The 13,907-nt window shown below is 71.3% G+C and carries 13 protein-coding genes; 4 read left to right on the top strand and 9 right to left on the bottom strand.

The annotated features are described in order from the left end of the window. Window positions 1-1,599: amino acid transporter (locus AB0N14_RS35335; RefSeq protein ID WP_366029788.1), on the top strand; the 1,599-nt coding region annotated here is incomplete at its 5' end. A 73-nt stretch (window positions 1,600-1,672) separates the two neighbouring features. Here the strand turns inward: AB0N14_RS35335 and AB0N14_RS35340 are convergent. Next, complete coding sequence (locus AB0N14_RS35340; RefSeq protein ID WP_366029789.1) at window positions 1,673-2,305, bottom strand: DUF1707 domain-containing protein; 633 nt, start codon at window positions 2,303-2,305, stop codon at window positions 1,673-1,675. Between the two features lie 107 nt (window positions 2,306-2,412). Between AB0N14_RS35340 and AB0N14_RS35345 the strand changes: the two genes are divergently transcribed. Next, window positions 2,413-3,420 (top strand): LLM class flavin-dependent oxidoreductase, encoded by a 1,008-nt coding sequence (locus AB0N14_RS35345; RefSeq protein ID WP_366029790.1) that lies wholly within the window; start codon window positions 2,413-2,415, stop codon window positions 3,418-3,420. Between the two features lie 21 nt (window positions 3,421-3,441). Here AB0N14_RS35345 and AB0N14_RS35350 read toward each other — a convergent pair whose 3' ends face one another. From AB0N14_RS35350 to AB0N14_RS35380, 7 genes are all read right to left on the bottom strand, one after another. Further along, window positions 3,442-3,915 (bottom strand): nuclear transport factor 2 family protein, encoded by a 474-nt coding sequence (locus AB0N14_RS35350; protein ID WP_366029791.1) that lies wholly within the window; start codon window positions 3,913-3,915, stop codon window positions 3,442-3,444. A 129-nt stretch (window positions 3,916-4,044) separates the two neighbouring features. Continuing rightward, window positions 4,045-5,544 carry a metallophosphoesterase gene (locus tag AB0N14_RS35355; RefSeq protein ID WP_366029792.1) on the bottom strand — a complete coding sequence of 500 codons (1,500 nt, stop codon included), beginning with the start codon at window positions 5,542-5,544 and terminating at the stop codon, window positions 4,045-4,047. Window positions 5,545-5,593: 49 nt separating this feature from the next. After that, entirely contained in the window at window positions 5,594-6,406 is an 813-nt protein-coding gene (locus tag AB0N14_RS35360) for a lysophospholipid acyltransferase family protein (protein ID WP_366029824.1), read from the bottom strand. Between the two features lie 173 nt (window positions 6,407-6,579). After that, entirely contained in the window at window positions 6,580-7,350 is a 771-nt protein-coding gene (locus tag AB0N14_RS35365) for a GNAT family N-acyltransferase (RefSeq protein ID WP_366029793.1), read from the bottom strand. A 239-nt stretch (window positions 7,351-7,589) separates the two neighbouring features. Further along, entirely contained in the window at window positions 7,590-8,339 is a 750-nt protein-coding gene (locus AB0N14_RS35370) for a succinate dehydrogenase/fumarate reductase iron-sulfur subunit (RefSeq protein WP_366029795.1), read from the bottom strand. Then, entirely contained in the window at window positions 8,336-10,294 is a 1,959-nt protein-coding gene (locus tag AB0N14_RS35375; RefSeq protein ID WP_366029796.1) for a fumarate reductase/succinate dehydrogenase flavoprotein subunit, read from the bottom strand. The genes AB0N14_RS35370 and AB0N14_RS35375 overlap by 4 nt, the downstream gene beginning before the upstream one ends. A 1-nt stretch (window position 10,295) precedes the next feature. After that, complete coding sequence (locus AB0N14_RS35380) at window positions 10,296-10,967, bottom strand: succinate dehydrogenase (RefSeq protein ID WP_366029797.1); 672 nt, start codon at window positions 10,965-10,967, stop codon at window positions 10,296-10,298. 120 nt (window positions 10,968-11,087) lie between these two features. Here AB0N14_RS35380 and AB0N14_RS35385 point away from each other — a divergent pair, with 120 nt between their 5' ends. Next, window positions 11,088-11,972 carry a LysR substrate-binding domain-containing protein gene (locus AB0N14_RS35385; RefSeq protein ID WP_366029798.1) on the top strand — a complete coding sequence of 295 codons (885 nt, stop codon included), beginning with the start codon at window positions 11,088-11,090 and terminating at the stop codon, window positions 11,970-11,972. Between the two features lie 13 nt (window positions 11,973-11,985). On the opposite strand, the gene AB0N14_RS35390 is transcribed toward AB0N14_RS35385, so the two are convergent. Next, window positions 11,986-12,876, bottom strand: a complete 891-nt coding sequence (locus AB0N14_RS35390; RefSeq protein WP_366029799.1) for an NAD(P)H-binding protein — start codon at window positions 12,874-12,876, stop codon at window positions 11,986-11,988. Between the two features lie 126 nt (window positions 12,877-13,002). Here AB0N14_RS35390 and AB0N14_RS35395 point away from each other — a divergent pair, with 126 nt between their 5' ends. After that, entirely contained in the window at window positions 13,003-13,866 is an 864-nt protein-coding gene (locus tag AB0N14_RS35395; protein ID WP_366029800.1) for a LysR family transcriptional regulator, read from the top strand. Window positions 13,867-13,907 lie beyond the last annotated feature (41 nt).

Here is a 13,907-nt window from a genome sequence, read left to right on the forward strand (position 1 = left end):
GGCAAGCTGTTCGTCCTCACCCTGCTCGGCTTCGCCGCCACCGACTTCCTGATCACCATCACCCTCTCCGCCGCCGACGCCTCCACCCACCTGGTGGAGAACCCGCATCTGACGGGTGTGCTGCACGGGAAGGAGATGGTGATCACCCTTTTCCTCGTGGCACTGCTGGGCGCGGTCTTCCTCAAGGGCTTCCTGGAGGCGATCGGTGTCGCGGTCGCCCTGGTGGTGACCTATCTGGGCCTGAACGTCGTCGTGGTGGCCGTCGGCCTGTGGCACGTGGTCACCGCCGGGCACGTGGTCACCGACTGGAGCAACGCCCTGACCACCCAGCACGGCAACGTCCTGGCCATGGTCGGGGTGTCACTGATCGTCTTCCCGAAACTGGCGCTCGGCCTGTCCGGCTTCGAGACCGGCGTCGCCGTCATGCCCCACGTCCAGGGCGACCCCGGCGACACCGAGGACAAGCCCGCCGGCCGGATCCGGGACACCAAGAAGCTGCTCACGGCCGCCGCGCTGATCATGAGCGTCTTCCTGATCGCCACCAGCTTCATCACCACCGTGCTGATCCCGGCGAAGGAGTTCGAGCCGGGCGGCCAGGCCAACGGCCGTGCGCTGGCGTACCTCGCCCACGAGTATCTGGGCGGCGGTTTCGGCACCCTCTACGACATCTCGACGATCGCGATCCTGTGGTTCGCGGGCGCCTCCGCCATGGCCGGGCTGCTCAACCTGATGCCCCGCTACCTGCCCCGCTACGGCATGGCCCCGCACTGGGCCCGCGCGGTGCGCCCCATGGTCATCGTCTTCACCCTGATCGCCTTCCTGGTCACCTGGATCTTCGACGCCAACGTCGACGCCCAGGGCGGCGCCTACGCCACCGGCGTCCTGGTCCTGATGTCGTCCGCGGCGATCGCGGTGACCATCGCCGCGCGCAAGGCCCGTCAGCGGGGCTGGACCATCGGCTTCGCGGTCGTCTCGGCGGTCCTGCTGTACGTCACCGTCGTCAACGTCATCGAGCGGCCGGACGGCGTGAAGATCGGTGCCTGCTTCATCGCCGGGATCATCCTCGTCTCGCTGCTGTCGCGGCTGGCCCGTGCCTTCGAGCTCCGTGTGACCAGCGTGACCCTCGATGACATGGCGGAACGTTTCATCAGGGATACCGCCAGCCGTCGCATCCGCTTCATCGCCAATGAGCCGGACCGGCGCGACATCGCGGAGTACCGCGAGAAGATCGAGCAGATCCGGACGGACAACGACGTCACGGCGCAGGAGGACTTCGTCTTCGTGGAGGTCACCGTCGGCGACCCCTCGGAGTTCGAGGCGGGGCTGGTGGTGCGCGGAGAGGTGCTGCACGGCCGCTACCGCGTCCTGACGCTGGAGTCGTCCTCGATCCCCAACGCCCTTGCGGCGCTGCTGCTGCACGTCCGTGACAGGACCGGCTGCATCCCGCACATCTACTTCGAGTGGACCGAGGGCGGCCCGTTCGCCAACTTCCTGCGCTTCTTTCTCTTCGGCCAGGGCGAGGTGGCACCGGTCACCCGGGAGGTGCTGCGGGAGGCGGAACCGGACCGCAAGCGGCGGCCGCGAGTCCACGTCGGCTGAGCGGGTGCGCGTCCGCTGAGCGAGTCGACGTGGACTGAGCGGGTCCACGTCGACTGAGCGGGACGGGTGGCCGTCAGACCGAGGGCCGGGGCCTCCAGAGGGCGCGCCGCCGGGGGCGGACCGTGACCCGGCTGTACCTGATGTGGCCGACGAGTTCGATGCGCAGGGCCACCGCTGCTGTGCCGCCACCCGCCCGGCGCGCCCTGATCTTGGCGTAGCTCGCCGTGAGCTCGTCGGTGTCCACCACGATGCCGGGCCCGGTCCTCAGATTCAGGGCGGCACCGCGCAGGTCCAGTTCGATGCGCAGGGTGGCGTGGGCGAGGACGGCCTGGGTGAAGTCGAGCGTCACCTCGCCCCAGGACGAGCGGATCTCCATCCGCCGGGGAACGACCCAGGGACCGTCGCGCCGGGTCGAACTGCCCTGCTGGTCGATCCGGACGACGTCCTTCGCCTCGGGCAGCGGCCGCCCCGCGTCCTGCGCCACGGCCGGCAGGTCCGCCGTGAGGACGGCCAACTCTCCCATGGTGCGGGCCGAGAAGGCGGCCTCCAGGCGCTCGTCGAGTTCCTCCGCGGTCAAGCGGCCGTCCCCTGCGGCGACGCGCAGCACGTCGACGACATGCTCGCGGTCCCCGTGCGAGGCGCGCAGCAGCGCGGACGGCGCGCCCGAGTCCAGAAGCTCGTCGGCGTGCGCGAGTTCTCCCGGCATTCCCTCACCCCGTTCCAGTCGAAGACCCAGAACTAACGTTATATCGCGTCATACCTCGTTGCCAAGCGTTCCGGGAATCACACGGCCCCGCGAGCGTTGAACCCCTTGTGAGCTCAGTGATCACAGACACCCGTTTCTCCGTGCTGGACCGCTCGCGCACCCGTGAGGCGCACGACGGCTCCGAGGCCCTGCGGGACACCGTGCGGCTGGCGCAGGAGGTCGAGCGGCTGGGGTATGACCGGTTCTGGGTCTCCGAGCACCACGGCGTGCCAGGTGTCGCGGGTTCGGCGCCGACCGTGCTGGCGGCGGCCGTCGCCGCGGCCACGCGGACCATCCGGGTGGGGACGGGCGGTGTGATGCTGCCCAATCACCGGCCGCTCGTGGTGGCCGAGCAGTTCGGCGTGCTCGAGTCGCTGTTCCCGGGACGGATCGACATGGGGCTCGGCCGTTCCGTCGGCTTCACGGACGGGGTGCGCAGGGCGCTCGGCCGGGACAAGGGTGACGCGGACGACTTCGCGGGCCAACTCACCGAGCTGCTGGGGTGGTTCGGCGGCACCTCGCCCACCGGCGTGCACGCCCGGCCCGCCGAGGGCCTGTCCGTGCCGCCCTTCGTGCTGGCCATGGGCGAGGGTGCGCTGATCGCCGCCCACGCCGGGCTGCCCATGGTCATCGGCGACTTCCGGAACCGGGAGCGGATGCTGCGCGGCATCGAGCGCTACCGGCAGGAGTTCCGGCCCTCCGCATGGGCGCCCGAGCCGTACGTCGTCGTCTCCGGCACCGTCGCGGTCGCCGCCGCCACCGAAGACGCCCGCCGCATCCTGATCCCCGAGGCCTGGTCGATGGCGCACGCGCGCACCCACGGCACCTTTCCGCCGCTGCCCGACGCCGAGCGGGTGGAGTCGATGACGATGAGTGCCAAGGAGCGGGGGTTCTACGAGGAGGGGCTCGTCGGTCACCTCGCCGGCACCGAGGAGCAGGTCGCCGACGAACTTGAGGACCTGCTCAAGGAGACGGGGGCGCGGGAGGTGCTGGTCACGACCAGTACGTACGACCGTGCGGCGCTCGTGGACTCGTACCGGAGGCTGGCCCGGGTCGCGGGGCTGGGCGCGGCGTAGGGTACGCGCGCCGCCAAGTGGTCACAGGCCCAGGTCGCTCAGCCCCGGGTGGTCGTCGGGTCTGCGTCCCGATGGCCAGTGGAACAGGCGGTCCTGCTCCTGGATGGGGAGGTCGTTGATGGAGGCGTGTCGCCGGCGCATCAGGCCGTTGTCGTCGAACTCCCAGTTCTCGTTGCCGTAGGAGCGGAACCAGTTGCCCGAGTCGTCGTGGCACTCGTAGGCGAACCGCACCGCGATGCGGTTGCCGTCGACGGCCCAGAGCTCCTTGATGAGCCGGTAGTCCAGCTCGCGGCGCCACTTGCGGGTGAGGAAGGCGACGATCTCGTCGCGGCCGGTGACGAACTCCGCCCGATTGCGCCAGCGGGAATCCACCGTGTAGGCGAGGGCGACCCTCTCCGGGTCGCGGGTGTTCCAGGCGTCTTCCGCGAGCCGCACCTTTTCCGTGGCGGTGTCGTGGGTGAACGGCGGGAACGGTGGGCGGGGTGGGTGCGTCATATCGCCTCCGTGACGGTGAGAACGGTGGTTCCCCACTCGGGCGACCACGGTACGAGACCACTGGTCCTCCCGCAGCCGCGACAGTCCGGACGCACGCGCAACACCCGACCCCACCCCACCCCTTCGCCTTCACACAAGCGGAATGGTCACCTCGTCCTCGACGGGCGGGTCAAGCTCCTCGCGCCGGTTGCCGGTCGCGGCGAAGCAGCGCAGCCGGACCGCCTCCGGGGTGACGTCCAGGCGCAGGAAGCTCTTGAAGAACGGCGGGCTGTAGGTGGCCGAACCCGGCGAGAAGAGCTGGGTGTAGATCTTGCGGACGGGCAGCCGGAAACGGGAGGTCCGGTCGGGGCGGCCGCCGGCGCCCAGCAGACTGGCGACGAGGCGGGTGCGCCAGGTGACCCGGACGGGGGTGGCCTGGGTGCGGGTCGGGGGGATGCCCAGGCGCTCGGCGATGACGGCGGTCGCCTCGGCCTCGGTGAGGGTGAAGAAGCGGCGCAGCCGCAGCCGGCGCCCGTAGAGCCTGCTGTAGAAGGCGAGGGAGTCGCCGCGCAGCGGGTAGCAGCGGAACTCCTTCTCGGTGACGTTCGCGATGGACACGCGCGGGATGGTGTGGGTGGCGTGCATGAACGCGCCGCCGCCGCCCGAGACCACGTACTGGATGGTGCGGCCGTCCACCTCCACCGGGTAGCGCTGGTAGTTGTGGATGTCTCCGCCGATCGCCGCGACGTAGTGGTGGTCCGGGTCGCGGACGATGTCGTCGACCGTACCGCCGCCGTCGATGGTGCAGGGGTGGTGCTCGCCGTCCACGTACAGCGGCGAGCCGGTGATGAGGATCTTGGGACGGGGGCCTTGGGAGACCTCCCGCAGCCAGCGGCCCTGTTCGGGGTCGATGGTGCCGAGCAGACCGGTGTCGATGCCGACGATACGGACGGGTCCGGCGTCGATGGCCCAGTACGGGCCGGGCTGCACGGCCTGCTGTTCGGGTGCGGAGCGCAACGCGCGTGCCTCGGCGAGGCGTTGTTCGTCCTGTGCGCCCGGGCGGTGCCACAGCAGGGAGCGCAGCCGGGCGCGGAGCGGCGGGCGGGAGGCCGGGTCCGGAGTGAGCGGCGGGGCGTCGCAGAAGACGCCCATGAACCCGTACAGGTCCTCGTACCAGTCGTGGTTGCCGGGTATGGCGTAGATGGGTGCCCGGTAGTCCTGGTACGGGCGGAAGAACTTGGTCCCGTAGTCGGCGGTCGCGCCGACCGGGTAGATCACGTCGCTGGCTATGACGGCGAAGCTGGTGTCCTGACCCACCCTCAGGAAGCCCGGCACCACGGCGTACTGCGAGTCGTCCCCCTCGCCGGTGTCCCCGAGGACCATGAAGGAGAAGCGGTCCTCGTCGTCGCGCCGGATCACCCTGTCCGCGGGCGCGCCCGCCGCCTCGCACTGTTCTGCCCAGCGGCTCCGGGTACGACCGGTGGGGTCGCCGAACCAGGAGGCCAGCACGCCGTTGCGCGCCGCCCAGAGAGTCCTCGGGTTCAGCCAGGAGAGCTTTTCGACATGACCCGGCATCAAGTCCCGGTAACTGCCGCGTCGTACGGCGCCCCAGCCGGCGCCCTCGGCGGTATCGCGTGAGGATTCGGACACCGGTGCACCGTAGCAATGATCGACGGCGCACCGGAGCGGCGAGGGTGCCTCAGAGGTGCGCGTGCGGGTCCGGTTGCGCACGCTCCGGGAGTCCGACGGCTCGCTGGGCGGCCAGGGTGAGGGCGCGGCGGTCCGGCGCGCTGCCCGGCGCCAGCACCGGCATGACCCGGACCTCGGCGACGAGGCCGCGTGCCGTGAGGACCCGCCACACGGAGGTCAGCAGGGAGTCGCTGCCCACGAACGCGGGCGCGGTGCTCGCCGGGCCCCCGTCGTACCGGTAGTGGAGCCGTACCGGCTGGACGGGCGCGCCCGCGTCCAGTGCCGCCTGGAAGGCGGCGCGCCGGAAGCGGCCCTGCGCCCTGCCGCACCAGGTGCTCCCCTCGGGGAACACCACGACCCCCGAACCACCGCGCAGGGCGTCCGCGATGCGGGCGACCGTGTCGGGCAGCGCCCGCAGCCGGTTGCGGTCGATGAAGAGGGCACCGCTGAGCGCGGTCAGCGCGCCCGCCACCGGCCACTGCCGGATGTCGGACTTGGCGAGCATCCGGCCGGGCCGCACGGCGGCGAGCAGCGGGATGTCCAGCCAGGAGATGTGGTTGGCGACCATCAGCAGGCCGCCGTCCGGCGGGGCGGCCCCGGTGATCCGCACCCGGACGCCCGTGGCGCGCACGACCGTCCTGCACCAGGTCCGTACGGCCCGTTCGCGCGGTGCGACGGGCATCCGGCGGATGACCGGGAAGAGCGCGAGCCCGGCGACCATCAACGTCAGGACGGCCGCGAACCGCAGGACGGCGCGCGGTACGGCGGCCGCCGACGCCACGGCGTCCACGCAGGACTGCGGCGAGCAGGGGGCGCCGGGCATCCAGGGGCTCGCCGGGGCGGGCGCCGGCACGTGCGCCTCGACGCGCCGCGGCCTGGGCACCCCCACCGGGGCCGGCAGCGCCGTCGTGCTCGCGAGCACCGGGGTGCCGCGGCGCGGTCGCAGGGCGGAGCCGAGACGGGACACGTTCGTCACTCCGGTCCGGGGGGCGTTCATCACGCCGGGACGAGCGAGAGGAAGTGCCGCAGATAGCGCGCGTTGATCCGGCGCATCGACAGCAGCACGTACAGGTCGGCGACGCCGAAGTCGGGGTCGTGCGCGGGCTCCCCGCAGACCCAGGCGCCCAGACGGAGGTAACCGCGCAGCAGCGGGGGCAGCTCGGCGTGCCCCTCCGGGGCCGGCGTCTCGGGGCGCCAGGGCAGCAGCGGCCGTACCCGGTACTCCTCGGGCGCCAGGTACTTGGCCCGCACCCGCTCCCAGGTGGCCGCGGCGAGGGCACCGCCGTCGGCGAGCGGCAGGGAGCAGCAGCCGGCCAGCCACTCGTGGCCGCCGTCCACCATGTAGCGGGCTATGCCGGCCCAGATCAGCCCGATGACCGTGCCGTCGCGGTGGTCGGGGTGTACGCAGGAGCGGCCCACCTCGACGAGCCCGGAGCGGATCGGCGCGAGCGGGCCGAGGTCGAACTCGCTCTCCGAGTACAGGCGCCCGGCGATCGCGGCCCGCTCGGGCGGCAGCAGCCGGTAGGTGCCCACGACCTGGCCGGTCACCGTGTCCGTCACGAGCAGGTGGTCGCAGTACGCGTCGAAGGCGTCGATGTCCAGGCCGGGCTGCGGGGTGGACAGCAGGGCGCCCATCTCCCCGGCGAAGACGTCGTGGCGCAGCCGCTGCGCGGCCCGGACGTCGGCCTCGTCACGGGCGAGGGAGACGGTGTAGCGGGTGGGCGCCAGCGGCGGTGGGGGGCTGGCGAGGGTGGAAACGCCGGTCATGGCTCTCTCCTGGTCACGGGCCGGTTCGGCGGTGCGGCCGCAGACCTGAGCGGTTCGGTCTGCGCGCTCCTGTTCTTCCGATGCCGGTTGGCCTGCGCGTGACCCACGAAGGGAGAGAGGGTGTGAGGTTGTTGAATGCCAGGGGTGCCCGGACGGTGCCTGGCGGGACCGGGTCTTGAGCACCACACCCGGTCCCGCCCGTCCGCACCCTGCCGGCGAACGTCTCTACGTGGGCGGCTCTACCGCTTGGCCACCTTGCGGGTCGCCCTCAGCCACTCCCTGTTCATGTTCGTGATGGAGACCAGCGGGATCCCCTTCGGGCACGCGGTGGCGCACTCGCCGGTGAGGGTGCAGCCGCCGAAGCCCTCCTCGTCCATCTGGGCCACCATGTCCAGCACGCGGGTCTCGCGCTCGGGCGCGCCCTGCGGCAGGACGTTGAGGTGGTTGATCTTGGCCGAGGTGAACAGCATCGCCGCGCCGTTGGGGCAGGCGGCCACGCAGGCGCCGCAGCCGATGCACTCGGCGTGCTCGAAGGCGTAGTCGGCGTCCGCCTTGGGCACGGGGGTGGCGTGGGCTTCGGGTGCGGAGCCGGTCGGGGCCGTGATGTAACCGCCGGCCTGGATGATCCGGTCGAAGGCCGAGCGGTCCACGACCAGGTCCTTGACCACGGGGAAGGCGGCGGCCCGCCACGGCTCGATGTCGATGGTGTCGCCGCCCTTGAAGGACCGCATGTGCAGCTGGCAGGTGGTGGTGCGCTCGGGGCCGTGGGCGTCACCGTTGATCACCAGGCTGCACGCGCCGCAGATGCCCTCACGGCAGTCGTGGTCGAAGGCGACGGGGTCCTCGCCGGAGAGGATGAGCTGTTCGTTGAGGACGTCCAGCATCTCCAGGAAGGACATGTCGGGCGAGATGCCGTCCACCTCGTAGGTGGACATGGCGCCGTCGGCGTCGGCGTTCTTCTGCCGCCAGACGCGCAGGGTGAGCTTCATGCGTAGCTCCGCTGGGTGGGGTGGACGTACTCGAAGACCAGGTCTTCCTTGTGGAGGGTCGGGGCCTCGCCCGTACCCGTGAACTCCCAGGCGGCCGCGTAGGAGAACTCGTCGTCCTTGCGGGCGGCCTCGCCGTCGGGGGTCTGGGACTCCTCGCGGAAGTGGCCGCCGCAGGACTCGGTGCGGTGCAGCGCGTCGAGGCACATCAGCTCGGCGAGCTCCAGGTAGTCGACGATGCGGTTGGCCTTCTCCAGCGACTGGTTGAGCTCCTCGCCCGTGCCGGGCACCTTGATCCGCCGCCAGAACTCCTCGCGGATCTGCGGTATCCGCTCCAGGGCCTTGCGCAGACCGGAGTCGCTGCGGGCCATGCCGCAGAACTCCCACATCAGCTCGCCGAGCTCGCGGTGGAAGGAGTCCGGGGTACGGTCGCCGTCGACGGAGAGCAGCAGGTGCAGCCGGTCCTCGGTCTCCGCCAGCACCTCCTGCACGGCGGGGTGTTCGGCGGTGACCGGCTCCTGGTGCGGGTTGCGGGCCAGGTAGTCGTTGATGGTCGCCGGGAGGACGAAGTAGCCGTCGGCCAGCCCCTGCATCAGCGCGGAGGCGCCGAGGCGGTTGGCGCCGTGGTCGGAGAAGTTGGCCTCGCCGATCGCGAACAGGCCCGGGACCGTCGTCTGCAGGTCGTAGTCGACCCAGAGGCCGCCCATCGTGTAGTGCACGGCGGGGTAGATCCGCATCGGCACCTCGTACGGGTTCTCCGCGGTGATCCGCTCGTACATCTCGAAGAGGTTGCCGTACTTCTCCTCGACCTTCTCGCGGCCCATCCGCTCGATGGCGTCCGCGAAGTCGAGGTACACGCCCTGGCCGCCGGGGCCGACACCGCGGCCCTCGTCGCAGACGCTCTTGGCGGCGCGGGAGGCGATGTCGCGCGGCACGAGGTTGCCGAAGGACGGGTAGATGCGCTCCAGGTAGTAGTCGCGCTCGTCCTCGGGGATCTCGTTCGGCGGGCGGTTGTCGCCCTTGGCCTTGGGCACCCAGATCCGGCCGTCGTTGCGCAGCGACTCGCTCATCAGGGTGAGCTTGGACTGGTGGTCGCCGGTGCGCGGGATGCAGGTCGGGTGGATCTGTGTGAAGCAGGGGTTGGCGAAGTAGGCGCCGCGCCGGTGCGCCCGCCAGATGGCGGTCGCGTTGGAGTTCATGGCGTTGGTCGACAGGTAGAAGACGTTGCCGTAGCCGCCCGAGGCGAGGACGACGGCGTCCGCGAAGTACGTGTCGATCTTGCCGGTGATCAGGTCGCGGGCGACGATGCCGCGGGCCCGGCCGTCGACGACGATCAGGTCGAGCATCTCGGTGCGCGGGTGCATCTCCACGTTCCCGGCGGCGATCTGCCGCGACAGCGCCTGGTAGGCGCCGAGGAGGAGCTGCTGGCCCGTCTGACCGCGGGCGTAGAAGGTGCGGGAGACCTGGACGCCGCCGAAGGAGCGGGTGTCGAGGAGGCCGCCGTACTCGCGGGCGAAGGGGACGCCCTGCGCCACGCACTGGTCGATGATCTCCACCGAGATCTGGGCCAGACGGTGGACGTTGGACTCGCGGGCGCGGAAGTCGCCGCCCTTGACGGTGTCGTAGAAGAGCCGGTGGATCGAGTCGCCGTCGTTGCGGTAGTTCTTGGCCGCGTTGATGCCGCCCTGCGCGGCGATCGAGTGGGCGCGGCGCGGGGAGTCCTGGTAGCAGAACTGGACGACGTGGTAGCCCTGTTCGGCGAGGGTGGCGCCCGCGGAGCCGCCGGCGAGCCCGGTGCCGACGACGATGACGGTGTGCTTGCGGCGGTTGGCGGGGTTGACCAGCTTGGCCTCGAAGCGGCGCTTGTCCCAGCGCTCCTGGATGGGGCCGGAGGGGGCCTTGGTGTCGGCGACCGGCTCTCCGGTCGTGTAGTCCGTGTATGCGGCGGAAGCAGTCATGTCAGTTCACGATTCCGGTCATAACGCCCACGGGTATGGAGATGAACCCAGCCGAGATCAGCAGTGCGAAGGCATTGGCAGTGGTCTTGAGGGCACGGTCGCGGGTGCGGCTGCCGAGCCCGAGGGTCTGGACGGCGCTCCACAGGCCGTGCCGGATGTGCAGGCCGAGGGCGAGCATCGCGACGATGTAGACGACGTTCCCGTACCAGGTGGAGAAGGTGTCCACGACGTTCTGGTAGGGGTGGAGCTCCTGGTAACCCCCTGGGTGCGCGGTGCCGGTGGTCAGGTCGAGGATGTGCCAGACGATGAAGAGGGCGAGAACGACCCCGCCCCAGCGCATGGTGCGAGTGGCGTAGCTCGCCCGCGGCTTCTTGTGCACGTACTTGTCGGGACGCGCCTTGATGTCGCGGCGGCTGAGCTGAAACGCGGAGACCCCGTGGGCGATGACGGCCACCACGAGCACCACTCGGACGATCCAGAGCAACCACTCGTAGTGGAGGAACGGCTCGCCCAGGGTGCGCAGCCAGCGGGCGTAGCCGTTGACGTCGCCCGGTCCGAAGAAGATCTTCAGGTCGCCGTACAGATGGGCGACCACATACAGCAGCATGATCATGCCGCTGACCGCCATCACAACCTTCTTGCCGACGGTGGAGTCCCACATGGTGCGTGCCATGGACGGTCGTCGGCCCGTCCGCGTTGCCAGTGCCATGGCACAGCACGCTAGGGCCGAACACCCTCATCGGTCCAAGACATGGTCCGGCTCGTTTCGATAGGCGCACCCTATGATGGATGAGTGCAGTTCCAACAGCTCCAGTACTTCGTGGCGGTCGCCGAGACTTGGCACTTCACCCGGGCCGCGGAGCTGGTCCATGTCGCCCAGCCCTCGCTGTCGCAGCAGATCAGGGCGCTGGAGCGGGAGCTGGGGGCGGATCTGTTCCTGCGGGCGCGCGGCAACATCACTCTCACCGACGCCGGGGAGGCGCTGCTGCCGCTGGCCCGCCGGATCCTGGCCGACGCGGACACGGCCCGGCACGAGGTGCAGGAGCTGGTGCAGCTGCGCAGCGGCCGGGTGCGGCTGGGCGCGACGCCGAGTGTGTGCACGGGCCTGCTGCCGGATGTGCTGCGCGCCTTCCACGACCGCTACCCCGGCATCCGGCTGCTGATCGAGGAGGGCGGCTCCCACGACCTCGTACGGGAGCTCGCGCGCGGCGCTCTCGACCTGGCGCTGATCGTGTTGCCGCTGCCCACCCCCTCCCCCGCCCTGGCCACGGTGGAGCTGCTGCGCGAGGACCTGGTGGTGGTGTCCTCCCCGGACGCGGCACGGCCCGGCGGCGGGCGGCGCACGGTCCGGATCGCGGATCTGGAGGGCGAGCGCCTGGTGATGTTCCGGCACGGCTACGACCTGAGGGAACTCACCGTGGCGGCGTGCCGCGCCGAGGGCTTCGAGCCCGTCTTCGCGGTCGAGGGCGGCGAGATGGACGCTGTGCTGGGCTTCGTGCGGGCGGGCCTGGGCGTGGCCGTGGTCCCGCGGATGGTCGCGACCCGTTCCGGGCGCGGGCTGCGGGTGACCCCGCTGGCCCGGCCCGGACTGTACCGGACGATCGCCCTGGCCCACCGCAGCGATGTGGCTCCGCCTCGGGCCGCGAGGGAGTTGCAGCGGATGTTGCTGGAGCGGTGAGCCGGGCGGGCGCTCAGGCCAGGACGGCCGGCTTGAGCACCTCCTCGCACCACTGGCGGAAGGAGGTGGGTGCGCTCTCCGGCGTGCTGGGCGCCGCGATGCCGTAGAAGCCCTGCTCGGCGATCGCGGCCGCCATGTCGGCCAGGCCTTGCGCCCACGCCTCGCTCGCCCCGTACCGCAGCAGTGTCGCCTTGTGCTCCGCACCGCTGATCCGCTGGAAACGGACCGGCCTGTCCAGCACCTCGGACACGACCTGCGCCATGTCCTCCGGAGTCAGCTCGTCGGACCCCACCAGGGGTACGTCCTCCTGGCCGGTCCAGGACCCGTCGAGCAGCAGCCGGGCCGCCGTGGCGCCGACGTCACGAGTGGTGCAGGTGCGCAGCACCCGGTCACCGTAGGTCGCCATGGAGATCACACCACTGCCGCAGATCGACGCGACCTGGCGGAGCAGGTTCTCCATGAGGTACGGCGGGCACAGCGCCCGGTAGTGGACTCCGGTGGCCCGGATGACGTCGTCCATGGCCAGCGAGGCCGAGATCTGCCCGGCGTTCTCGGCGACACCGCGGCCCAGGGTGGAGACGGCGACGGCACGCTCGACGCCCTGGTCCTCGACCGCCTCGACGAGCGGCCGGGTGAAGGCGCGGAAGTGGCCCTCGATGCCGGCGGCGGTGGGCGTCGGAGGCACCAGCCAGAACACACGATCGGCGCCCGCGCACGCCTTGGCGGCGACGTCGGGGTCGGCGTGCGAGCCGGTCACGACCTCGACGCGTCCGCGCGCCCGCGGGGAAAGGCGCTCGGGATCCTTCACGACCACACGGATCGGTCCTGCCGCGTCGCCGGCGTCGAGGAGGGAGTCGAGGACCCGGCTGCCGATCTGACCGGTCGGGGTGGTGACGAGGATCATGGAAACTCCGGGGAAGGACGGGTTCGGGAAGACGTGGTCGACACTGCCGCCCGGTGCCGCGGAACTGAAGGATCGGCCGGGTCGCAGTTGTTACCCTCAGGGCAATACCGACCGGAGGGGGAGGCCGTGGAGTCCCGCCCGCTGCGCTACTTCGTCGCCGTCGCGGAGGAACTCAACTTCGCCCGCGCGGCCGGACGGCTGGGCATCTCCCCGCCGCCCCTGTCGCGTGCGATCCGCCAGTTGGAGACGGATCTCGGCGTCACCCTGTTCGAGCGGACCACCCACAGCGTCGCACTGACCCGGGCGGGCGAGGTGCTCCTCGCGGAGGCGCGGTTCGCGCTGGACGCCCTCGATGCGGCCGGGCGACGGGCGCAGCGCGCGGCAGGCCCGGAGTCGAAGCTGGTTCTGGCGGTCAAGGCCGACGGCGACGCGGGGCTGCTGGAGCCGGTCCTGGAGCGCTACGCCGCCGAGCCGGCTTCCGTTCCGGTGACGGTCCGGCTGTGCGGATGGCAGGAACAGCCGCGACTGCTGCGCCTGGGCGAGGCGGACGCCGCCCTGGTCTTCGAGCCGTTCGACCGCACCGGCCTGGACAGCGAGACGCTGGCCGCCGAGCCGCGGGTCGCCGCCCTGGCAGCGACGCACCCGCTCGCCGACCGCGACCGCGTCCTCCTGGCCGACCTCGGCCTGCGCCCCGGCGAGGTGCACCGGTTCATCGAAGAGCTCCGGAGCCGGGGCCGAGACCTCGCCCAACTGCTCACCCTCATCGGCCTGGGCGACCTCGTCACCCTGCTGCCCACGTCCGTCACCGCCCGCTACCCGCGCCCAGGCGTCGTGTACCGCCCCGTCCCCGACGCACCGCCCGCGGTCCTGGCGATCGCCTGGCCGCAGCAGTCACGTTCGACGGCCACCGCGGCGCTCGTCCGGGCGGCCGCCTCCGTGGCGGAGAGCGTAAGGGCACGGGGCGAGGACGCACACCCCGTACAACCGTGACCGGCCGAACGAGTGGAGCCGTACGACGGTGACGGCTCGGC

Source organism: Streptomyces sp. NPDC051104 (genome assembly GCF_040682835.1).
Taxonomy (GTDB): Bacteria; Actinomycetota; Actinomycetes; order Streptomycetales; family Streptomycetaceae; genus Streptomyces; species Streptomyces cynarae.

What these genes read in the sequence shown, in the direction of transcription:
- AB0N14_RS35340 (WP_366029789.1), bottom strand. Translation starts at nt 2,305, where the DNA reads ATGCCGGGAGAACTCGCGCACGCCGACGAGCTTCTGGACTCGGGCGCG.
- AB0N14_RS35350 (WP_366029791.1), bottom strand. Translation starts at nt 3,915, where the DNA reads ATGACGCACCCACCCCGCCCACCGTTCCCGCCGTTCACCCACGACACC.
- AB0N14_RS35360 (WP_366029824.1), bottom strand. Translation starts at nt 6,406, where the DNA reads ATGCCCGGCGCCCCCTGCTCGCCGCAGTCCTGCGTGGACGCCGTGGCG.
- AB0N14_RS35365 (WP_366029793.1), bottom strand. Translation starts at nt 7,350, where the DNA reads ATGACCGGCGTTTCCACCCTCGCCAGCCCCCCACCGCCGCTGGCGCCC.
- AB0N14_RS35370 (WP_366029795.1), bottom strand. Translation starts at nt 8,339, where the DNA reads ATGAAGCTCACCCTGCGCGTCTGGCGGCAGAAGAACGCCGACGCCGAC.
- AB0N14_RS35375 (WP_366029796.1), bottom strand. Translation starts at nt 10,294, where the DNA reads ATGACTGCTTCCGCCGCATACACGGACTACACGACCGGAGAGCCGGTC.
- AB0N14_RS35380 (WP_366029797.1), bottom strand. Translation starts at nt 10,967, where the DNA reads ATGGCACGCACCATGTGGGACTCCACCGTCGGCAAGAAGGTTGTGATG.
- AB0N14_RS35390 (WP_366029799.1), bottom strand. Translation starts at nt 12,876, where the DNA reads ATGATCCTCGTCACCACCCCGACCGGTCAGATCGGCAGCCGGGTCCTC.